14 protein-coding genes are annotated in these 20,861 nt (G+C 64.6%); 8 read left to right on the forward strand and 6 right to left on the reverse strand.

What is annotated here, in order from left to right; translation table 11 throughout:
* The first annotated feature begins 1,101 nt into the window (after positions 1-1,101).
* Positions 1,102-1,620: an RNA polymerase sigma factor gene (locus AAC997_RS12305; protein ID WP_340645990.1), complete on the forward strand. Its 519-nt coding sequence runs from the start codon at positions 1,102-1,104 to the stop codon at positions 1,618-1,620.
* A 17-nt stretch (positions 1,621-1,637) separates the two neighbouring features.
* On the opposite strand, the gene traA is transcribed toward AAC997_RS12305, so the two are convergent.
* A complete protein-coding gene (gene traA, locus AAC997_RS12310) occupies positions 1,638-4,187 on the reverse strand; it encodes a Ti-type conjugative transfer relaxase TraA (protein WP_340645991.1) in 2,550 nt (849 codons plus the stop codon).
* A gap of 190 nt (positions 4,188-4,377) precedes the next feature.
* Here traA and traD point away from each other — a divergent pair, with 190 nt between their 5' ends.
* The 4 genes from traD (at position 4,378) to AAC997_RS12330 (ending at position 7,528) form a co-directional block, all read left to right on the forward strand.
* Positions 4,378-4,680, forward strand: coding sequence for a conjugal transfer protein TraD (traD, locus tag AAC997_RS12315; RefSeq protein ID WP_340645992.1), 303 nt, complete (start codon positions 4,378-4,380; stop codon positions 4,678-4,680).
* Between the two features lie 40 nt (positions 4,681-4,720).
* On the forward strand, positions 4,721-4,963 hold the full coding sequence (locus tag AAC997_RS12320; RefSeq protein ID WP_340646050.1) for a conjugal transfer protein TraD: 243 nt from the start codon (positions 4,721-4,723) through the stop codon (positions 4,961-4,963).
* Complete coding sequence (locus AAC997_RS12325) at positions 4,960-6,531, forward strand: type IV secretory system conjugative DNA transfer family protein (RefSeq protein WP_340645993.1); 1,572 nt, start codon at positions 4,960-4,962, stop codon at positions 6,529-6,531. Before AAC997_RS12320 ends, AAC997_RS12325 begins: the two co-directional genes overlap by 4 nt.
* 76 nt (positions 6,532-6,607) lie before the next feature.
* Entirely contained in the window at positions 6,608-7,528 is a 921-nt protein-coding gene (locus AAC997_RS12330) for a HEPN domain-containing protein (RefSeq protein WP_340645994.1), read from the forward strand.
* Between the two features lie 205 nt (positions 7,529-7,733).
* Here the strand turns inward: AAC997_RS12330 and AAC997_RS12335 are convergent, their stop codons facing one another.
* The gene (locus AAC997_RS12335) at positions 7,734-10,799 is read right to left on the reverse strand and encodes a hypothetical protein (protein ID WP_340645995.1); all 3,066 of its coding nucleotides are present in this window, start codon (positions 10,797-10,799) and stop codon (positions 7,734-7,736) included.
* Between the two features lie 576 nt (positions 10,800-11,375).
* Here AAC997_RS12335 and AAC997_RS12340 point away from each other — a divergent pair.
* Both AAC997_RS12340 and AAC997_RS12345 read left to right on the forward strand, forming a co-directional pair.
* Positions 11,376-13,118 (forward strand): AAA family ATPase, encoded by a 1,743-nt coding sequence (locus AAC997_RS12340; RefSeq protein WP_340645996.1) that lies wholly within the window; start codon positions 11,376-11,378, stop codon positions 13,116-13,118.
* The gene (locus AAC997_RS12345) at positions 13,111-14,556 is read left to right on the forward strand and encodes a UvrD-helicase domain-containing protein (RefSeq protein ID WP_340645997.1); all 1,446 of its coding nucleotides are present in this window, start codon (positions 13,111-13,113) and stop codon (positions 14,554-14,556) included. The genes AAC997_RS12340 and AAC997_RS12345 overlap by 8 nt, the downstream gene beginning before the upstream one ends.
* 34 nt (positions 14,557-14,590) lie before the next feature.
* Here AAC997_RS12345 and AAC997_RS12350 read toward each other — a convergent pair whose 3' ends face one another.
* Both AAC997_RS12350 and AAC997_RS12355 read right to left on the reverse strand, forming a co-directional pair.
* Positions 14,591-15,133: a PIN domain-containing protein gene (locus AAC997_RS12350; RefSeq protein WP_340645998.1), complete on the reverse strand. Its 543-nt coding sequence runs from the start codon at positions 15,131-15,133 to the stop codon at positions 14,591-14,593.
* Positions 15,130-15,870 (reverse strand): hypothetical protein, encoded by a 741-nt coding sequence (locus AAC997_RS12355; protein ID WP_340645999.1) that lies wholly within the window; start codon positions 15,868-15,870, stop codon positions 15,130-15,132. The genes AAC997_RS12350 and AAC997_RS12355 overlap by 4 nt, the downstream gene beginning before the upstream one ends.
* A gap of 349 nt (positions 15,871-16,219) precedes the next feature.
* On the opposite strand from AAC997_RS12355, the gene AAC997_RS12360 reads away from it, so the two are divergent.
* Positions 16,220-16,732, forward strand: coding sequence for a helix-turn-helix domain-containing protein (locus AAC997_RS12360; protein ID WP_340646000.1), 513 nt, complete (start codon positions 16,220-16,222; stop codon positions 16,730-16,732).
* Between the two features lie 766 nt (positions 16,733-17,498).
* Here the strand turns inward: AAC997_RS12360 and AAC997_RS12365 are convergent.
* Both AAC997_RS12365 and AAC997_RS12370 read right to left on the reverse strand, forming a co-directional pair.
* Positions 17,499-19,556 carry a M13 family metallopeptidase gene (locus AAC997_RS12365; RefSeq protein WP_340646001.1) on the reverse strand — a complete coding sequence of 686 codons (2,058 nt, stop codon included), beginning with the start codon at positions 19,554-19,556 and terminating at the stop codon, positions 17,499-17,501.
* A gap of 183 nt (positions 19,557-19,739) precedes the next feature.
* Positions 19,740-20,810 (reverse strand): alkene reductase, encoded by a 1,071-nt coding sequence (locus tag AAC997_RS12370; RefSeq protein ID WP_340646002.1) that lies wholly within the window; start codon positions 20,808-20,810, stop codon positions 19,740-19,742.
* Between the last annotated feature and the right edge of the window lie 51 nt (positions 20,811-20,861).

The following is a 20,861-nucleotide window of genomic DNA, read 5'->3' on the forward strand; positions in this document are numbered from 1 at the left end:
CGGCGGCGGCGGCGGATCCGGCTATGCAGACGCGTTGGATGTCATCAACAGCGTGCTCACGGCCGCCGTCGGCACCACGCCCGGGAACACCGCGGACTCAGATCGCGGTTCGGCTGGCGCGACTGCGGGCGTGGGACGTCTACGCTTGAATTAGGCTTCCGACGCGGCGCGCAGGGACCAGTGCTAGGTGGCTGGTCCCTGAATGTGGGGGAAACTGACAACCGGATTCTTCCTTCTGGGACCAAACAGCTAGGCCGGTTTCGCACTGTAAGAGCCCAAGGGGAGTTGAGAGATAGGATTCCGGGAACGGTCTTCGCCCCGAAGCCGCGAAATATGTGGGGTGTGACTGCCTAACCTAACGCCGCGGCAGTGCAGTTTGGGATGCCCCGTAGCATGCGCCGGATATGCCCTGCCCAAGAATGGTGAGGCAATGAACGTCGAAAAGGGTGGCGGGCGCCGTTCGAGTAAGGCGCCCCGGTGATCTTCTGGATAGCGGTCGGGGGATAGGGATCTAGTTGCGCCGGGAACTCTCAGGCGCGCTCCATTAATCGAGCGACAAAACTATATCGGTCAGCGAGGCAGGTAACCGCAGCACGGCCCAGAAGACTCACCATTCCAGGTGGAAATCGCAGGGACGTGATGGTGTCGAGGTCGTCCACACCATCACGTCAGCATCGAAAACTTGGCAGGCGCTCTCTTGCGAGCGCTGGGAACTCAACCTAGTGGTGGTCCACGGGCGCTGTGAGATAGGAGCCGACCTAGAGCCGGGGGAATGGTGGAAGTCCGCCATTCGGTTGCGGTCGTCCCCAAGTAGCAGGCCTCTCAGCGAGGGGATTCCAACGCCCGGCCCCACATGAACGCATCCAACAGTTGCGTTCCCAGATCAATTGATTCAGGCTCCTCCTGCCGACGCGTGAGTGTCGGTAGGGGCGTGGAATCCCCTTCGCAGAAATCGAAGCACGTGGTGGCGTCCGAAGGGATGAAACCATCGACTGCTGGATGTCACGCGCCCCTCGGCGAGAGACAATGCTCTCACGTGGTGGATTCCAGCCAACGGGCCAGTTCGCCCGACGCCCCTCTCACCAGTTGAGGAGCGGGCCTATGAGCGCGCGTGATGACGTGAAGAAGGGCGCAAGCGCCGCCGAGGATTCGCTGTCCCAGCTTTACCGCAGGTATGCGGGTTGGTTGGAACGTTTGGTCCGTGGGAAATTTGGGGCCGATGGCGCCGAAGATCTGGTTCAAGAGACCTATCTGCGCGTGCGTGCCTACCAAGCTTCAAACGTGGTGCGGCATCCCAAGGCCCTGCTACTCCGCATCGCGACGAACCTCGCATACGATCGAGCGCGACGCGCCAAGGTGCGTGTCGGCCGCGGCGTGACATCGCTTGAGGAGGCTCGCCACGTTCGCCAACTCGTAAACCAGGCCGAACAGGTCGAAGCTCTGCTGCTCAAGCAGATCGTTCTATCGCTCCCGCCGGCCCAACGAGACGTTCTTGTTCTCAATCGGTTTGCGAACCTGTCTTACGAAGAGATCGCCTCGCACCTGGGAATTTCGGTGAAAACGGTAGAGTGGCGCATGTCCAAAGCCCTGGCGCACTGCGCCAAGCTCCTGCGCCCATAGGAGCACGTGAAGCGAGCTCATCGCTGGCGCTCACGCTCCTGCTCCCGGCCACGAATGCGTTCGCGTTCTGGAGGGCGCCTCATCTCCCGCTGCAGGTTCTCAATTCCACGCACGGCCCTACCCGTCGCGCCGCGAGCGGCCACCTCGCGCAGTGTCGGATCAATGCTGAAGGCGGCCGAAATTTCTCTGGAGGATCCAGGCTGCGCTTCTTCGAGCTTCCCGCGGCTGAACTCCAACATCTCTTGAAGCTCAGGCCGTGGCTCCCGGCCCCTGGATCGCGCCCGGGCGATCTCACCAGAAGCCCTCGCGAACGCCTGCAGTGCGCTTCCAAAACCCCGATCAGAGTTCACGGTCTGACCGTCCCTGTTGCCGCCAAACCCGAGGTAGTCGGACGCCATGTCCTTTCGCCGTTCGCGACCGAGACTGCTCGCAAGCTGCTCGTCGGAGGAAAAATCCTGTCGGCTGTAGTGCAGGGAGACTGACTGGCGGTGGCGCGAGAGCGCCACGTAGGCGGCATGGCTGTCCATGTGCTCTGTGGCGAGGACATAGCTGCGATCGACCGTGACCCCCTGCGCCTTGTGAACGGTGGCCGCGTAGCCGTGATCAAGATCGGCGTAGTCCTTGAAGTCGAACGTGACGGACCGACCATCGTGGAGGCGCACAGTCGCACCTGACTTGGTTAGCTCGATAAGGTCACCCAAGGCCCCGTTCTTCACTCCGAGTGACCGCTCATTTCGCAGGAACATCACGCGGTCCCCCTGCGCCATCATCCGCTCGCCGTGCACGGTCTCGACAGGCAGATCTTCGCCAAGACCGCCCATTCCTCGCACCTGCGCTCGCGCGAGTTGGTTGAGAGCCGCGACATCCTTCCGAGTGTAGGTGAGGATCATCTGAGAGCTGTTGGAATCTTCCCGTCGATCTCGTGCCCAGCCGGCGATCAGGGAGGTACGCGCGTCGGCTATCTCGTCATGCGCATGGACAGCGTCAGCCTCCGCATAGCGCGCCAGCGCGACGTCAGTACGACCGGTTGCAAGCTCGCGGGTGGCCTGCCTCTGCCAATCGTCCCGCTGCCGTCGAACCTGGGTGATCTCGACTGCGCCATGACGCTCGGCTAGCGCCCGAAATGCAGCTCCGGCCTCGATGGCCTGCAGCTGCTGCGGGTCGCCAACAAGGACGACCTTCGCGCCGGCATCGCGCGCCTCGCCGAGCACACGCTGCATCTGCCGTGAACCGACAAGACCTGCCTCGTCGACCACGAGTATGTCCTTGTCGGTCAGCAATTCGCGACCTCGCGCCCAAGCGTGCTCAAGACTCGCGAGTGTCCTTGAGTTGATACCCGACCCCGTCTCCAGGCTCTCCGCCGCGATACCTGAGAGGGCGCCTCCAAGGACCTTGTAGCCCTCCCCTTCCCAGGCGCGCCGAGCCACGGCGAGCATGCTGCTCTTGCCCGAACCCGCGTACCCCACGACCAAGGCGAGATCGGTGTCGCCCGTGACATGGCGTAGGGCGGAGGCCTGTTCGGCAGAGAGAGTCAGCCCTCGGCCTTCCGAGTACCGAGCAGCCTCCCTCGCAATGGCGGGCGAAACACGATGCCCATTGCGGACGTCCAAGTCCGCTGCCGACGTCTCCAATTGCGCTTCGACCTCGACCATCTCTCGCGTCGTGAAGCGTTCCTGTCCGGCTCCATCGCGCCCGAGGTAGCCCAGGTCGGGCGCGCTCCAGACAGCGGCAAGCGCCCGGTCGAACTGGGCTTTGTCATCCGTGTGCCGGTGGATGAACCGTGACACGTCCTGCCGCGTGAAGGTGGCTTGGTGATGGGTGATCGCCTCCAATGCGATGCTCGGCTCTGCGATGATCCTCTCGCCGTTTCGCCTGGCGATTTCGCGATGATCTTGCGCCCGCTCGGCGTCCTCCCCTCTCCCCTCTCGACGGGATCCCGCGGCGCCGATTTTATGCTGCGGCTCAAGGTCAATTCCCTGCGCCTCCAACGACCTGTGATCGACACGGGCATTGATATCGAGCTCAGCCAGTCGCCGGTTGAGGTGGCCTTCCCAGGCCTCCCGCCAGTGTTCCAAAAGCTCTGTCTGGTTCCAGGCGCGAACCTTTGCGCCGAAACCGTCAGGCGTTGCCTCCCGCATGGCTAGCATCACATGCGCATGCGGTCTGGCTTCGCCATCCGCACCAATGTCCCAGTGCACGTTGAGGTCGGCCACCATGCCGCGATGGACAATTTCGTTTTGTACGAAGTCGCGCGCCAGGCCGACGGCGTCGGCCTGGCCAATCTCCCGCGGCAGGGCGAACTCTACCTCGCGGGCAAGCTGGGCATCCTTGCGCTTCTCCGCGACCTCGACCTCGTTCCACAGCGTCGCGCGGTCTGCCCATCGCTCCGGCGCGCCGTCGGGCGTCAGGATCTCCGAATGAACGACGCCGGCCTTGTTGGTGAAGTCGTGCGCGCGATCGAGCCGGTCATCATGCAGACGAGAGGCGGCGCGGTAGGCCGCCGCAGCCACGGCGCTCGAGCCTTTGGCCCGGCTGATGACTTTGGCGGAGAAGTGGTAGATCGCCATCCCGGCGCTCCCCGCAGGTTGATCTTAAAGCGACGTCGGCACGACGTATAAGCGCGCCCTCCCGACTTTCGGTCGGTCGGGATTTTCAGGGAATACGCAGTCCTACCCGGTCAGAGCCCGTAGCCTTACGCGTCGCGCGCTAGGCGAGAGCGCGCGAAACTCTTCCGCATGCACAGCTGCGGAGTTGGCCATGCGAAAACCTCGAGACATAGATGCCGAGCTGCAGGCTCTGGCCGAACGGGCCAAGGGCCTGAAGAGCCGCAAGGTGAGCCAGCTGGGGGAACTGGCGATCGCCACCGGAGCCGACGCTCTGTCGGTTGAAGTGTTGGCCGGCGCCCTACTCGCGGCGGCCAAGACCCGTGATGAGACCGCGATCACCACGTGGCGCCGACAGGGAGAAGCCTTCTTTCGGCGGACGGCCACACGTCGCGTTGGGGCGGGCGCTGGCCAGGACACTGACAGCGCTACGCCGCACCCTGGCTCAGAAACATAGAGCTGAAGCCTTGCAGGCCAGAACTGAGACAAGGACCTGGATGGCGGCGCGGCGCGAACGAACACGCCATCTGATCGAACTCGGCGGCTTGGTGCAGAAGGCGGGACTGGTCGAACTCACGGACGACGACCGCGCCGTATTGCTTGGCGCATTCCTAGCTGTCGCCCAGATGTTGTCAGGGGAGCAGAGACAGGCGGCCTTGGCCAACTGGCGCCACTCTGGCCGGCGGGCGTTTCAGGCTCACGCCATGGCGGTTGCCGAGCGAGATCGGACCGAGCCATGAAGTACTTGCGACTAGCCGTTTGGCTGATCGTCGGCTTCTTCGGTGGAAGCCTGCTCATGAACATCGCGCTCTATGCGGCGCGGTTCGCTGGACACCCCATTTGGCCAGCCTGGCTGCTTCCGCTCCAGGTGGCCGGAGAGGTTCTCGGCGCATTCTCTGGCTATCTTTGGTGGCGGTTCAAGAACCGACCGCTTCGGTCGGACGTCCATGGTTCGGCGCACTTTCAAGGCGCCAAGATCACCAGGGCCACCCTCGGGGTGAGTCGCGGCCTCATTGTCGGTCGCGACAGACGCGGGGAACTTTTGCGTTACGACGGACCCGCGCACCTGCTGACAATTGCACCGACCCGATCTGGCAAGGGCGTCGGCGCGATCATCCCGAACTTGCTCACGACGGACTACTCGATCCTTTGCATCGATCCGAAAGGCGAGAACGCCCGCATCACGGCTCGCGCACGTGCGTTGCGCGGCCCAGTGCATGTCCTCGATCCGTTTGGAATCTCGGGTGAGCCCTGCGCGGCGTTCAATCCACTGAGCCGGTTGGACCCGGCCGGTGTCGACCTAGCGGAAGACGCGGCAATGATCGCCGATGCTTTGGTCTACGACCCGCCCGGCCAGGTGAGTGAGGCGCACTGGAACGAGGAGGCCCGCGCGCTCATCGCCGGGCTCATTCTCCACATTGTGACGAACCGATCTCCCGCCCACCGGTCGCTTGCAGCGGTTCGCGCCCTCCTCACTACCACGCCTGAGAAGTTCGATCAGGCGCTCTTTGACATGCAAGGTAGCTACGCTGCTCGCGGTCTCGTGGCCCGCGCCGCCAACCGGCATCTCAGCAAGAGTGAACGTGAGGGCGCGGGCGTTCTGTCGGCCGCTCAGAGGCACACCCACTTCCTCGACAGCCCGCGCATGGTACGGGTGCTGCAGAAGTCCGACTTTGCTTTTAGCGATCTCAAGCGAGGGCCAACCAGCGTCTTCCTGGTGCTGCCACCGGAGCGCCTGGCGACGCATGCTCGCTGGCTGCGGCTGTTGGTAGTCCAGGCGATCGGTGAGTTGGCGCAGACGCAGGCGAAGGATGCGCCACCACCGCATCCCGTTCTGATGATGCTTGACGAGTTTGCGGCGTTGGGACGCGTCGAACCTGTCGAGCGTGCCTTCGCACTGATGGCCGGCTACGGCCTGCAACTCTGGGCGATCCTGCAGGACCTCCATCAATTGAAGGGCCTGTACGGAGAACAGGCTGGAAGTTTCCTATCCAACGCTGGCCTGATCCAGGTCTTCAATGTCGCTGACATCGACACCGCGACCTGGGTGTCCCGCACCCTTGGCGCAGCGACGGAAGTGTTCAACACGATGTCGTGGGCGGAACGGCCGGAGTCCCGACCTTGGTGGCGGTCTTACACGCCCACAACGACGCTCAACCTCAGTCGCCGAGACCTCATGACGCCCGACGAGGTGATGCGTCTGGGTCAGGAAGAGTTGCTACTCCTGCGCCCTGGCATGTCGCCCGTGGTGGCGCAGAAGGTTCGCTACTATCGGGACCAGCAGTTTGCGGGCCTCTTCGATGCATAGTCGGACTGACGACCGCAACTCGCGATTGGACCGGGAGCAGCTTGTCACCTCCCCCGGCTCAGGCGACATACATGAGATGAAGACCAGTCTGGATCACCTACCGGCGGGCAAGCGACGCGAGCTCGAACTCGTCGTGGAGATCCTGGCGGCATCATTTGCAAAGGCAGTTGCGGATCGAAAGGTCGACCGTCTGAAGAACGGCAAGATCCTGAAAATCATCCTATTTGGATCGTATGCTCGCGGGGACTGGGTCGAGGATCCGGTCGGACGTTACTTCTCTGACTTTGACTTACTCGTGGTGGTGGACGACGACGATCTAGCCGACACGGTTGAGTTCTGGGATATCGCTGAGGCTCGCCTGCTTAAGGAGCTGTCGGCTGGCAAAGTCCTTCGGACACCGGTCAACTTCATCGTCCACAGCCTGCAGGATGTGAACCACCAGCTTGAGCGTGGTCGCTACTTCTTCGTCGATATCGTCCGCGACGGCGTCCTGCTGCTTGACGTCCCAGGTCACCCTCTCACCACTCCGAAGGATCTGGCCCCAGCAACGGCGCTCGACGAAGCGAAGGGGTATTTCGACCAATGGCTGGAGAGCGCCGCAGACTTCGAGGATCAGGCTACCTACGCGGTTTCGAAAGGTAGGCTCAAAAACGCAGCCTTCCAAATGCATCAGGCGGCGGAGCATTTCTACAACTGCGTTCTGCTGGTTCTAACCCTCTACACACCAAAGTCCCACAATCTAGTGCGCCTTCGAAATCTGGCCGAGCCACTTGACCCTCGCCTGATCGCCGTCTGGGCCTTCGACACAAAGTTTGAAAAGCGCTGCTTCGAGTTGTTGCGCGCGGCGTACATCAAGGCGCGCTACTCGCGGCACTTCAAAGTCACGGCGGACGAGTTGGAGTGGCTCGGTCAGCGGGTGGCAGCGTTAAAGACAGCGGTCACAGCCGTTTGTGAGGAGCGGTTAGAAGCGTTGGAAACGCAGATCGCTGCCGAATAGGTCGCTTGTGCGCCAGCAGCCGACATTGGCGCGCCTCCGGAAACCGGACGTTCAGATTGCGGGCACGCGACGTTTTTGTAACAGGCTGAGTGAGGGGGGCCCGCTGCGGCCTAGGCCATCACCCGCCGTTCGCGCCGCCTCTCTCCCGCTCGGCCTTTCCCACAATCCGGCGAAAACGAAAGTCCAGGCACCGCGGACTTTTTCCTCAGGGCTCGTAAGGTTCCAGATCCTTCGCCTTTGGCTTGGAAGTGCCAGGATAGGACTGCCGCAGCCGCCGAGCGAGATCGCCCAGCCCGTCCTTACGTGTCAGCGCCGTCTCGACCAGTAGGGCTGCGGCGCGTCGTGGGGTCCCGCCCGCCTTCAGACCCTTGCGAAGATTGGGTTCGAGCTTGGCGAGGTCGAGCTCTGCGAGCGTAGCGTCGAATGTCTCGGGCGCGATGGTCCGAACAAGCCTCACTACCGATACGAAATGAGGCTCATCCTTTGCGGGCCCCTCAGTCAGGGCCTTGACGAGGTTCTTCTTCGCGCAGGCATAGGCCGGCCCGAAAAGTTCGCGCCGGTCCTGGGCGACATAGCCAAGCACACCGAACGTGAAGCTCCAGTGGTGGCCAAACTCAATTGCTCTGCCGGCCTCCAGATGCTGTAACGCGACCTTGGGAGCAATCACCGCGAGCCGCGCGGGCATGACATTGATCTCGTCGGCCCGCTCCCCGATCACAGCCCTGATGGCGGCCAATGGCCGCTTGCCGCGACAGCAGATCCCCAGCAAGTGCTCGGCCTCGCGGAAGAGATGCGACCAATCCTCGCCGATGGTGTTTCCCAGTTGCTTCCAGTCCAACGCCAGGACGGTCGCCTCATAGATTTTCGGCGCAGCCTTGCTCAGGAAGAGCAGCAGGTAACCGGCTTGCTGGAAATTACGGGTCTCGGTAGCCGACAGCTGCCCCGCCAGAACCGCCGGCTCGAAGCCCTCGCACAGCCGGGCGGCCAACGCCTTATGACGGGCGCGAGGCGCATACTTTCCGGTATAGGCGCCGAGGATGTCGAGAATCCTCAAGGTCTGGTGGGCGATGTCGTCGAGCTGGTGAAAGGTGTCGACTGGGCTAGCCTTCAGGAGCGTCACAGCCATAGGCGTCACGGCCTCGACCATGTCGAGCCCCAGATCCTCGTCAAACCATCCGGTCGACTTGGTGAGATTGGAATAGGCGCCGATCCAGACGTCCTGCGGCCACTCACGCCCCAATCGCTTCAGCGCTTCTCGGTCCACGGCGGCGCTGAACCTGGCTTTCCAGGCCTCTGGCCATGCGTTGCCCGTGAAGCTGATGTATTCGCCAAGGTGGTATGCACTCTGAGGTGCGGCGGCCGACACGCTCGCGGCCGCCTTCTCCGGATCGGCGGCCTCGAAAAGGGCTTCCACGATGGCAGAGCTGTCACGCATGGCATTGATCAGCCGGCGAACCCCGTAGCCCATTGGCTCCAACGGCGCCTCGATCCAGCGCGGTAGAAGTTCAAGGCCGTCGGCCAAGAGGATCTCGAACGGTGTCTGGTTTAGGTAGTGAAGTTCGACCAGGATCAGGCTGGCGAAGGTTCGCTCTTCAGGATCCTTAGCGGCCCAGCATCGCGCCACGAGCCGCTTCTCGACCTCCGGATCCATCTCGTAGAGCCATTGATTGTCCCAACGGACCTGACGCATCTCGTCCAGGAACAGCCGAAGGCCGGCGAGCGGATGGACCGGATCGCCGAGCGTCGCATCGAGGAGGCGACTAAAGGCTTGCCGCTCCTCGCCCTCCTGCAAAGCCATGATCCGCCGGATGGCCACCGACGCGAACCGCTGGTGAGGTGTGCGCAGGTCCGAAGGGCCCAGGAGCAGCCGTTCATCAACCAGCCAGTCAATCGCGTTGTCGATGGTTCCCGTCTGCAGCCCTGCGACCGCGAGCAAGACCTCGAACTCGGCCCGTTCGGGCCTAGCGTCGCGAGAGGCCAGTTGGCACATGGCCGCGGCGGCCAGCACGAGGTCCGCGCCCTTGGCTCGTGCGGCCCGCGCCGCATCCGAGGCTCTCGCCTCCCCGCCGCCGAGAATGAAGCAAAACTGCCAGGGGAGCTCGGCATGGGTCTCGGCAAAGTCTAGGCGGCGGTCTAGGGACTCTTCGAACGGCTTGTCCCCTATCCGGCTATCGGCGCTCCGGACCGCCGCTAGGGTCGCGGCCCGGTCGCGCCGCAGCTCGGCGGCGATCACCTGGACCGCGCGCTTGGGGTCCATGACGATCGCGCCGCGGCCGGCCCCGCCGTGGCCCAAGGCGTTGTGGGTCGACAGCAGCAGTCGGTCCTGACGAGTCTCGCTCTCGGCCAAAGCCAAGAGATGCGGGGCAGTTAGGTGAGCGTCGTCGATGAGGCAGAGTACCTTGCCGGCGGCGGGCGGCCAGTCGATGACCGGAGCCCGAGGATCGGTCATCTGGAACACCTTCCAACCGTCGTCGGCGAAGGCCTTGGCTGCTTGCCAGGCGCAGACCGACTTGCCCGCGCCTGGCTGGCCTTCCAAGCGAGAAGAGTACGCGCGGCGAAGATCGGCGACCGCTGCGTTAGCCTCGGGCAAGGTTGGACAGGCCAAGACGTCTGACGGGCCGAGCCCTCGCCCCATCAGCGCCGGGCCAAGATCTCGCGACTGCGCGAAGGTCACTCGTCGCCAGTAGGCATGGGTTGGCGCGGGGGACGGCGCCTGGGCCAGGTGCTTGATGTCCTCCCGCAGGCCCCTGATCTCGTCGGCAGAGACCGCCTTGAGTGCGGGCGCGAGGGCCGAGAGATCAAGGCCAAGCTCGCCATAGAACTGGTCGAGCACCTGGGGGTGGGCGACGAGAAGGCCGCAGATATCCTCCCAGCCGAGAATACGGACCGGAAAGGCGCCCCCGGCGACGCGCGCTGCCGAAATCTCGCGTAAGGCTTCCTGCAGCTTGGCGTCGGCAGGCGCGGTGGTGGCGAAGGTCCAGTGGCTGAGCTCCGGGGCGAAAGTTTCGGCCTTGGCCAGTTCGCGTCTGACCTCGGCGATCGTGGCCCTGGTGCCGTAGGTTCCGTCCTTGCCCTTGCACTGGACGCCGAAGAAAGTCTCGTCACGCCCGGCGGGAGCCCCCCAGACGTCGACACCGGCCTGGGCCTGGCCGCCGCGACCGTTCTTCTGCGCCAGCTTGTCGGACCAGACTGCCCGGAACAGCGCCAAGCACAAATCCTCGAAGGCCTGCCAGTGCTTTGGTGGCGGGATCTGCTTTTCCCGGGCGTCCATGGTCTAGGCGTCTCCTCCCGCGGCGACTCAGCCTGCGGTGCCCGGCATCTTGGCAAGCTCAGAGGTTTTCGTCCCAAACGGCCGGCGCGGCGCTTCAACGGCTAGACCCTTTCAGACGCTGAAGCAGTGAACCCAACCGGACCCAAGCCAACGGGAACTAGAACTGGATGCGGCCGTGGCCGGCGACGCCATTGAGCTGTGTCATGAGGAAGCTCAAATCCCCGTCCAAGCCACGAACAAGGACGCCTTCGAATTGAGGTTCATAATGCGCCGCTGGCCCAATGGTGTGGCCAGGAAATTCGCTCTCTCGGCGGAAGGTCGCGAAGTCCTCGGCGTTGAGGGCAAAGCGATGCGGTGTGTCATGCTCACACCCTCCACATCTATGGCGATCCGTTGGCGTGCAGCAATGTCGGCTCTGGCTCAATCAACGGCGTCTAGATCAGGTTTCGAGACGCGCCTTGCACCGGTTTTCGCTCAGCTTTAGCGTTGGGCGGGATGCTACGCGGCAGCGTGGGCCGCTCGCGGGCAACGACTAGATCGCGACCGCCCGCCGACCTCGTAATCAAAAGGATCGCCGTGCGGATCGTCAGGGTCGAAATCCAGAACTACCGCGGCATTGGGACGCTCGACTGGCAGCCCTCGCCTGGCATGAACTGCCTGATTGGGCCTGGCGATTCCACCAAGACCACAATCCTCGATGCGATCGAGCTGGCCCTCAATCCCCGGTCAAACTATCTGGGCGATGACACCGACTTCCACGATCTCAACTTCGATCTCCCCGTCAGGGTGACGGTGACTCTGGTCGGCATTCCGGCCGAGTTCTGCATCGATACGCGCTACGGGCTGCATCTGCGCGGCTGGGACGAGACGGCCGCGAAGCTCGTTGACGAACCGGGCGATGGGCTGATGGAGGCGTTGTCGGTTCGGGTCGAGATTGATCCATCGACCCTCGAAGGGCGCTGGGCGATCTATAATGATCGCTTGGCCGAGGACGGCGATCCGCCGTCCTTGCGCTACAAGGATGCGCAGCAGCTGGCGACGACGCGGCTGGGTCCGTACGCCGAGCGGCATCTGGGCTGGGGCCGACAATCGATCCTCAATCGCATCGGCGAAGGCGGGCGGATGAGCGAGCAGCTGGCCAGCGCCAGCCGCGCCGCCCGCGCGGCGTTCAAGACCAGCAATAAGGACGTGTTCGCCATCCCCACAGCTCGTGCCGAGAAGTTGGGCAAGCACTTCTCGGTCCGGGTTCGGCAGGCCTTTACCGCCGAACTCGATGTCCAAGGCTCGGCGATCACCTCCGGCGGCGTCGTTCTCCATGACGGCGACCTGCCGCTCCGCACCTTGGGCACCGGGTCTTCGCGGTTGATCGTCTCGGCCCTGCAGCACAATGCCGGCGGGTCTCATATCGCCCTGGTCGATGAGATCGAACATGGCCTTGAGCCACACCGCATCGCCCGGCTGCTGAAATATCTCCGCAACCCGCCGGCGCTGGAGGATGAGGCCGCCAAGGCTGGCACCGCCGCGCCGCAGACCTTCCTGACCACCCATTCCAACGTCGTGATCCGCGAACTCGACGCAGGCGACATCCACGCCGTTCGCTCCCATGAGGGCCGAACCCAGGTGCGGTCAGTTGAACAGGCCGCCGCGACCCCGGACATCGCCCAGCGCCAGCTGCGCGCGTCGCCCGAAGCCTTCCTGGCGAGGCGCATCCTGGTCGGCGAGGGCCGGACGGAATGTGGCCTGTTGCGCGGTCTGGACGCTTGCTGGATCGCGGACGGCAGAGACTCCTTCGCGCTCCGCGGCGTGGTGGCGATCGACGGCGGCGGCGTCCCTAACGCCGTGACCCTGACCCAGTCCCTGCTCGATTTGGGATACGAGTGCTTGGCCCTGCTCGACTCCGACAAACCGCCGTCTCAAGAATCCGTGGCCAAGGTCGAAGCGGTTGGCGGCGTGGTCTTGGAATGGGGAGACGACTGCTCGACCGAAGAGCGCCTCTTCCGTGATGTCCCGTGGGCGACGGTGGACGCTTTGGTGGGGCTGGCAATCCAGTGCAACACCGAAGACAGCGTGCTGGCGACCCTTCGGGCGACCTGCAAGTCCATGAAGCTCGCCGAACCGGTGGATCTGAGCCTTCCGGTCAGCCTCGATACACCTCAAGTCCGCGCCGCGCTTGGTCTCACCGCGCGCGAGAAGTCCTGGTTCAAGACCATTCCGCGCGGCGAACGGCTCGCGGCGCTGGTGTATCCGTGCCTGAAGCACATCCCGGCCACACCCTTGGCCAAGCATCTGTCTCATCTGCGCGCGTGGGTCGATGGCTGATCCGCACGTTGACGACCTGGCCGCCAGGATCTGCAGGGTACAGGCCGGGTCGATCGTGGCGGCGGCCGGCTGCGGCAAGACGGAGCAGATCGTCAACGCCACCGTCCTGAGCCAGGGACGGCGGCTCATCCTCACCCACACCCACGCCGGGGTCGACGCCCTGCGCAAGCGTATGCGGGAGAAAGGGGTGTCGACCAGCCAGTACGCCATCGACACCATCGCGGGCTGGTGCCTGCGCTACGCGGCCGCCTATCCGCGCCGGTCCGGGCTGAAAGTGGCCACGCCCAAGGGTGATCAAGACTGGACAGCGGTCTATGCTGGGGCGATCGCGTTGCTGGAGAGCGGTGCTGTCACCCAGGTTTTGAAGGTCTCCTACTGCGGTGTGTTCGTCGACGAGTACCAGGACTGCGGCGGCGCTCAGCATCAGGTCTTCGCGGCTCTGTCGAAAGTGCTGCCCGTCTGCGTGTTCGGTGATCCCCTGCAGGCGATCTTTGATTTTGGGCAGACGCCCGTCGATTGGCGCGGCGAGGTGTTTGCGCGGTTTCCCCAGCTTTCGACCCTGACCAAACCCTGGCGATGGCATCGGCATGGAAACGCCGAGATGGCCAATTGGCTAGAAACGGTGCGCCCCGTCCTCGAGGCTGGACGCCCGCTGGATCTTGCGGCCCGACCCGCTTGCGTGACCTGGGAATGGTTGCCTGACCAGGACGGGCCACGCCAATCAAAAATTGTCTCCACCTGCCTCAAGGCGATGAAAGGCGAGGGAAACCTGGTGGTGATCGCCGATCCGGCCAACCTCAATGGACGGGCGTTGATCGCCAAGAAGCTCGGCCGACAGGGCTTTTCCAACATCGAGCCCATCGAGTGCAAGACGGTGTATGCCGCGGCCAAGAGGCTGGCGGCGACCTCGGGGCCAAGGCGCCTGGTCGCGCTCCTGGCGTTCCTCGAGCAATGCATGTCCGGCGTCGCGAAGGGTGAGTTTCTCAAGGCCGTCGCGTCGCGCAAGGCTGGCGGCAAGCTCGGTAGCGCCAAGTTCGGGGACCTTGTCGAGCTTGGCGTGGCCTTCGACCATGGTGCGGATGATGAGGTCTGTCTGGCCTTGGTCGATGGGTTCGCCGCCCAGGCGATGACGGTCGTCTTCCGCCGTGAAATGCTATATTCAATGCGTTCGGCGCTGAGGATGAAGGTGGCGGGCGATGCCGCAGATCTGTCGGAAGCCTTGTGGCACGTGCAGACGAAGATCCGACACGCGGGTCGGCAGATCCCCTACTATAGCGTCGGCAGCACGCTCCTGGTGAAGGGGTTGGAGTTTGCCAACGTCGTGGTCATCCACTCGACGAACATGAACAACAAGGACTGGTACGTCGCCTTGACGCGGGCGACCCACCGGCTGACGATCCTGTCGCCGAAAGCGGTGATCGCTCCAGGGTTCGCGTGAGCACTTGGCCCATGCGCCTCGAGACCGTGAGCGCCTAGATCTTGGACGACGCCTTCCAGGCGGCGACGAAACTGGGCGTCAGCTCGGCGAGACGGTCTAGGAGAACCTCCAAGGTCATCGGTGGATTCTTTAGCCGGGCGACCTGCGCGGTCAGAGCGACCGCCAGGGCTTGAGGCGTCTTTTCCAGCAACAGGCAGAGAAAGTCGTCCGGGCTAATGGCGGTCACGCCGGGCGGCAGCTTGGCGAAGTCCTTAAGGTTGCTGGTGACGATCAGGCTGGCCCCGCCCTGGACCGCGCACGCCGCGACGTGGCGGTCCTTGACGTGGTTGGGCATGGTGAGGATCAGGGGCTCGTGGCCCTCGACGAAGGCGTCCTCGAACTGAAGATCAAGGGTCGCGCGAAGACGTTTGGCCTTGGGGGCGGTCAGGCGGCCGTCCGCCACCAGGTTGCGGGTAGCTTCCTCGACGATGAACACGCTCCAGCGCGGCTGAAAACAGCCGGCCGCCGCCGCCGACAGAAGGGTGTCGCGCAGGGGCAACGGATAAAGGACATCGGCGTCGAGGACAGCGACGATCACTGGGGTTTGGCCTTTCGGATCAGCGGCCGACGGCCACCAGGCTTCAGGGCCGTTTCGGAGGGCTTGGACAGGAGCTCTTCGGCGGTCGCGGCGGACTTGGGCCCGGTCTTGGCCTTCTGCGGGTTGGCGAGCATCTGGGCGAGCTTGGACTTCGGCGCGGGCTTGGCCGTCTTGGGCTCGCGCGAGGCCCGTAGGCTGGCGGCCACGTCGGTGGCACCCAGCTCCTGCGCGCGTTCCACGAAGGCATTGTAGGTCGCCGCCTGCAGGCCGGCGGCCTTTAGTTTCAAGGCCGGGTCGCCGCTCGGATCAGTCTTGGCCTGGTAGAGCGAGACGATGACCGCGTGCGGGTTGGGCAGGAAGGCCAGGCCCATGGCGTGCGCCCCGCTGGGCGCGACCTCGACGAAGCCGAGATCGACCAGGCGACGCAGGCGATCCTGGAAGGTTCGGGGCCCGCGCTGTCCGGCGAACCCAGCCGCGAAGGCCAGGTCCGGCATGCGGCCCAGGCGCACGAAGGCGTTGTCCCAGGTCGCGCACCACAAGGCGACATAGGTGTCCGACAACGGCTGGCCCTTGGACAGCTCGTCCAGGATCCGGCAGATATAGGGCATGGTCTTGGGCATGGTGGTGAAGCCATGGAAGCGGTTGCGATCCCACATCCGCGCCTCGGCGTCAGGGAACAGACTGTCGCGCAGCTCGACGTCGCGATCGCGGATGGCCTTGCCTTTCACGCTCGGCATGGGAGGGCTCCTTTGAGGCGGACATAAATTCCGCTGATTGGTAGGCTTATAGAATGAAACATCAATAGAGTCAGCGACGTAGATATGCACTCAGCCCATTTAACCTGGCGCATTGATGTCAGAAGTGATTGCGAGCTTGTCACATCAAGGGCAACTCGAATGGTGGCCTGGCTTGTTTGTGCCTATCGGGTCGCGTAAGCTACTGATCTAGCACGGGTAATAGTCTATCCCGATGTGCTGGCGGTGATCGGGTGCTCGGCTGTGCTGACCATGTGCTCCCGGTGCTGACTGGGGGATCGGCCAAGGGGGAGCCTTGGTTGCGTTTGTAGCGTTTATACCGCACCTGACGATGATGACCCGCACGACTGCCTCCAGAAAGATCGACAAGCTGGCTCGCCACGCGGTGCCGGCGGTGCTGTCGTTCGACGATCGCCAGATGGCTGCGCAGCTGTCGGACCTGTTGTTGGGCGCGGCTGGCGGGCCTGGCCGGCTGTGCCTAGCGCGCGGCGATGGCTATTCAATCGCACTGTCTCCCGCCTTGGTGAGTGTCCTAGAAACGGTCGCGGAAATGGTGACGGGCGGCGCCAGTGTCACCGTCCTGCCCAGCCACACCGAGCTGACGACCCAAGAGGCGGCCGACACGCTCAATGTGTCGCGCCAGTACCTCGTGCGCCTGATCGATCGCGGCGACCTGCCCTCCCACAAGGTTGGCGCTCACCGCCGGGTGCGCGCCGAGGACCTTGCCGCCTATCGTCACCGCCGCGACCAGGCGCGCCGCGAGGCCTTGGATGTTCTGGCCGCCGACGCGCAGGACGCGGGCGGCTATGACGCGCCGATGAATTTTGGGCCGCGTCGGCGCTGAACGGTGGGTTGCAGTTTCAGGCCCGCTCGGAGAACCAATCGAAGGCGGTGATCCGGCGGGGAGAGAGACCGTATCGTAGCCGTAGATCTCTTGGGCAAGGCGGGCCAGTTCGGTTTCGCAGTCGGCCTCGGCGAGGTCGATGAACCAGGCCTTGGGGCGTGCGGCCTTGTGCCGCTCCAGCGATAGCCGCGCGCCCTGAGGCGGTCATTCATCCCGAACGGCGAACCCTCGGCGACGACGCGTCAGGTTGGGCTAAGCGCCGCGTTCAACATGCGGGCCAGAGCGGTGCGGCCACTGGGCAGGAGGCTGGTCTGGATCAAGGCTAGGCAATCGTTTTGCGCCCGGCGCCGTCGAAGAAGCACCCGCACTGACTGGCGAGATATCGCCATTGCCGGGAAGCGGACGTTCCCAAGGTCAGCGATGAGCCCTCAGCGGAAGTTGCGTACCTCAGCGGCAGCTAGATGGCTGAAGCTGTTGGATACTCCGTCGCAACGTCGGAAACGTAGCGCGGAAATCGCGTGGAATGGGCGCTGATGTGGGATCAGGACGCTTTCAATCGGCCCCCCTAGGGAGAACGAAAGCGAAAGAGAACCGGAACATGAATGCGCTAGATTTGCACCCCAACCCCGACAATTAGTTGATATTACTCAACAATCTCACCAGTCCATCATGGGGGCAATGGACAAGCGATGGGGGGAAAACGGCACGGGCATTGGGTCTCAGGCGGCGAACGAGGGGAGCCGCGCGGGGGCGGCTCCCGCCCGCCTTACCAGATACGGACCCGATCCGCAGGCGCCAGATAGAGCTTCTGGCCCGGCTTGACGTCGAAGGCCGTATACCAGGCGTCGAAGTTGCGCACCTCATAGGCCCGGAACTGGCCCGGCGCATGGGGGTCGGTGGCGATGATCTGGCGCAGGAAGGGCTCGCGCATCAGGTTGCGGTAGCTCTGGGCGAAGGACATGAAGAACCGCTGGTCCCCGGTCAGCCCGCCGATCACCGGGGCGGGCTTGCCGCCGAGGCTGGCGTGGTAGGCGTCCAGAGCCGCGGCCACGCCACCCAGGTCCCCGACGTTCTCGCCAAGAGTAAGCTTGCCGTTGAGCTTCAGGTCCGGCAGGGCCTGATAGGCGTCATACTGCGCGGCCAGCTTGCCGGTGGAGGCCTCGAAGGCCTTGAGGTCCGCCGGCGTCCACCAGGTGATCAGCCGCCCCTGTTCGTCGAGCTTGGAGCCCTGATCGTCGAAGCTGTGGCTGATTTCGTGGCCGATCACCGAGCCGATGGCGCCGTAGTTCACCGCCGGGTCGGCGGCCGGATCGAACCAGGGCGGCGACAGGAAGCCGGCCGGGAAGGCCAGCTTGTTCAGCGGCCCGGCATTGAAGGCGTTGACCGTCTGGGGCGTCAGGGTCAGCCACCACTGGGCGCGGTCCACGGGCTTTTCCATTTCCGCAAGATTGCGGGCGTATTCGAACGCCGCCGCCCGCTGGCTGTTGCCGAAGGGGTCGCCCCGCACCACCGTCAGGGTCGAATAGTCCCGCCACTTTTCGGGATACCCCACCTCGACACGCAGATTGGCGAGCTTGAGCTTGGCGCGGACCTTGGTCTCCGGCGCCATCCAGTCCAGGCGGTCGATGCGGCGGGCGAAGGCGGCCTTCACCTCTCCCACCAGGTCCTCGATCTTGGCCTTGGCTTCCGGGGGGAAATACTGGGCCGCATAGGCCTTGCCCACCGCGTCGCCCATGGCGAGGTTCACCGCGCCGACGCCGCGCTTCCAGCGGGCGTTGAGCTCCGGCGTGCCGGTGAGCGCCTTGCCGTGGAAAGCGAAGTCGGCCTCGACGAAGGCCTTGGGCAGGACCGGCGCGGCGTCATTGATCAGGCGCGAAGCCAGGTAGTCGCGCCAGGTCTCCAGGTCAGTCTCGCCGGCCAGCTTCGCGAAGCCGGTGATGGCCGAGGTCTGGTTGAGGATCAGCACCGGCCGGGCGCCAAATCCCACCCCCTCGAGATAGGTTTTCCAGTCGAAGCCCGGCGCGGCGGCCGCCAGTTGGGCCGGGGTCATGGGATTGTAGACCTTGTCGGCGTCGCGGGAATCCACACGGTTCCAGTGAACCTTGGCCAGGGCCGTCTCGAAGGCGAGGATCCGATCGGCGCGCGCCGCGCCGTCCGCAAACCCGGCCAGGGTGAAGATCTGGGTGAGGTAGGTCTTGTAGGCCGCCCGGGCCGCGGCGAACTTCGGATCGTCGGTCAGGTAGTAGTCGCGATCCGGCAGGCCCAGGCCACCCTGCACCAGTTCCGAAGAGCCCTTCGTGGGGTCCCTGGCGTCTATGCCCACGGCCGGATAGACCGGGAAGCTGGGCTGGGGAGACCCGTAGCCGAAGGGGCGCTGCTTGCGCTCCAGGGCCGCCATGGTTCTCGCTAGGTCCTGGGGAGTCTTCACCGCGGCGATCATCGCCAGGTCGGCCTTCAGCGGGGTGATCCCGGCCGCCTCGATGGCCGCCTCGTCCATGAAGCTGGCGTAGAATTCACCGAACTTCTTCGCATCGGCTGAGCCCGGAGATTTGGCGCCGTCCTCGACGATGCCACGCACCCTGGCCAGACTCTGCTCGCGCAGGCGCGCCACGTCGCTGTAGTTGGAGCGGTCGGCGGGGATGGTCGTGCTCTTCAGCCACCCACCGTTCACGTAGGCGAAGAAATCGTCCCCAGGCGCGACGGATTTGTCCATGCTCGCGAGGTCGAGACCGACCTCGCCGAATTCCGGTTTGACCGCCGCGCCGGCGGTTCCGGCGACCAGCAGAACGGCCACAGCCGCCGCACACATGAATTGACTGCGCATCCACGCCCCCTTGGAAATTTGTCGGTGCAGAATGGCGGGCGACCGCCAAGCTGTCCTCACCAAACGATCGGCGGAAGATGAACTTTCATCCACGTCACTCGCCGCGGTGCGGCGCGCGCTCCCCCATCCAACGCGACCTTGCAGGCCAGATACCGGGGCCGCGCCCTCACTGACCGCCTCGGCTCAACCGGCGGTCTGCATCTCCGACAGGGCCGGGTAGTCGGTGTAGCCCTCGGCGCCGGGCGTATAGAAGGTGGCCGGAACCCACCGGTTCAGCGGCGCGCCGGTGCGCAGCCGTTCCACCAGGTCGGGGGTGGCCAGGAAGTCCTTGCCGAAGGCCACGGCGTCGGCCCAGCCGGCGTCGAGAGCGGCCTGGGCGGTGGCGCCCGTGAACTTCTCGTTGGCGATATAGACGCCGCCAAAGGCCTTCTTCAGCTGCGGCCCCAGGCTGTCGGGCCCCTCCGCCTCGCGGGCGCAGAGGAAGGCCAGCTTTCGCTTTCCCAGTTCGGTGGCGACGTGGGTGAAGGTGGCCGCGAGGTCACTGTCGCCAACACTGTGGGCGTCGCCGCGAGGCGCCAGGTGCATGCCCACCCGATCTGATCCCCAGACCGAGACGGCGGCGTCGGCGCATTCCAGCATCAGCCGGGCGCGGTTGGCGATGGAGCCGCCGTACTCGTCGGTGCGCTGGTTGGAGCTGTCCTGCAGGAACTGGTCGAGCAGGTAGCCATTGGCGCCGTGCAGCTCGACCCCGTCGAAGCCGGCCTTCTGGGCGTTCTGGGCGCCCAGGCGGAAGGCCTCCACCACGTCCTGGACCTCGCCGGTCTCCAGGGCGCGTGGGGTCGGATAGGGCCGCTCAGGGCGCAGCAGGCTGACGTGACCCTTGGCGGCGATGGCGCTGGGACCGACCGGCGCACGGCCGTCCAGGAAGGTCGGATCGGAAATGCGGCCCACGTGCCATATCTGCATGAAGATGCGTCCGCCCGCGGCGTGCACCGCCGAGGTGACCTGCCGCCAAGCCTGAGTCTGCTCGGCGGACCAGACGCCGGGGACGCCGGCATAACCCACACCCATCGGATCGACCGGCACGCCCTCGGAGATCAACAGGCCCGCCGAGGCCCGCTGCTCATAATATTTGGCCATCAGGGCGTTGGGGATGCGGCTGTCGCCCGCGCGGCTGCGGGTCAGCGGCGCCATGATCACCCGGTTGGGCAGGGTCAGGTCACCGACGACCAGCGGATCGAAGAGCGAAGGCATGGGTGGTCCTTGAGGCTTCAGGCTCCGGTCCAGCGCCGGGCGACATTCCAC

Source organism: Phenylobacterium sp., from assembly GCF_037968635.1.
Lineage (GTDB): Bacteria > Pseudomonadota > Alphaproteobacteria > Caulobacterales > Caulobacteraceae > Phenylobacterium.

Bases quoted from the DNA above. Each gene is read 5' to 3' on its own strand.
- AAC997_RS12305 (WP_340645990.1), top strand. From the start codon at position 1,102: ATGAGCGCGCGTGATGACGTGAAGAAGGGCGCAAGCGCCGCCGAGGAT.
- AAC997_RS12365 (WP_340646001.1), bottom strand. From the start codon at position 19,556: ATGCGCAGTCAATTCATGTGTGCGGCGGCTGTGGCCGTTCTGCTGGTC.
- traD (WP_340645992.1), top strand. From the start codon at position 4,378: ATGCGAAAACCTCGAGACATAGATGCCGAGCTGCAGGCTCTGGCCGAA.
- AAC997_RS12335 (WP_340645995.1), bottom strand. From the start codon at position 10,799: ATGGACGCCCGGGAAAAGCAGATCCCGCCACCAAAGCACTGGCAGGCC.
- AAC997_RS12320 (WP_340646050.1), top strand. From the start codon at position 4,721: ATGGCGGCGCGGCGCGAACGAACACGCCATCTGATCGAACTCGGCGGC.
- AAC997_RS12360 (WP_340646000.1), top strand. From the start codon at position 16,220: ATGATGACCCGCACGACTGCCTCCAGAAAGATCGACAAGCTGGCTCGC.
- AAC997_RS12345 (WP_340645997.1), top strand. From the start codon at position 13,111: ATGGCTGATCCGCACGTTGACGACCTGGCCGCCAGGATCTGCAGGGTA.
- AAC997_RS12325 (WP_340645993.1), top strand. From the start codon at position 4,960: ATGAAGTACTTGCGACTAGCCGTTTGGCTGATCGTCGGCTTCTTCGGT.
- AAC997_RS12355 (WP_340645999.1), bottom strand. From the start codon at position 15,870: ATGCCGAGCGTGAAAGGCAAGGCCATCCGCGATCGCGACGTCGAGCTG.
- AAC997_RS12370 (WP_340646002.1), bottom strand. From the start codon at position 20,810: ATGCCTTCGCTCTTCGATCCGCTGGTCGTCGGTGACCTGACCCTGCCC.
- traA (WP_340645991.1), bottom strand. From the start codon at position 4,187: ATGGCGATCTACCACTTCTCCGCCAAAGTCATCAGCCGGGCCAAAGGC.
- AAC997_RS12330 (WP_340645994.1), top strand. From the start codon at position 6,608: ATGAAGACCAGTCTGGATCACCTACCGGCGGGCAAGCGACGCGAGCTC.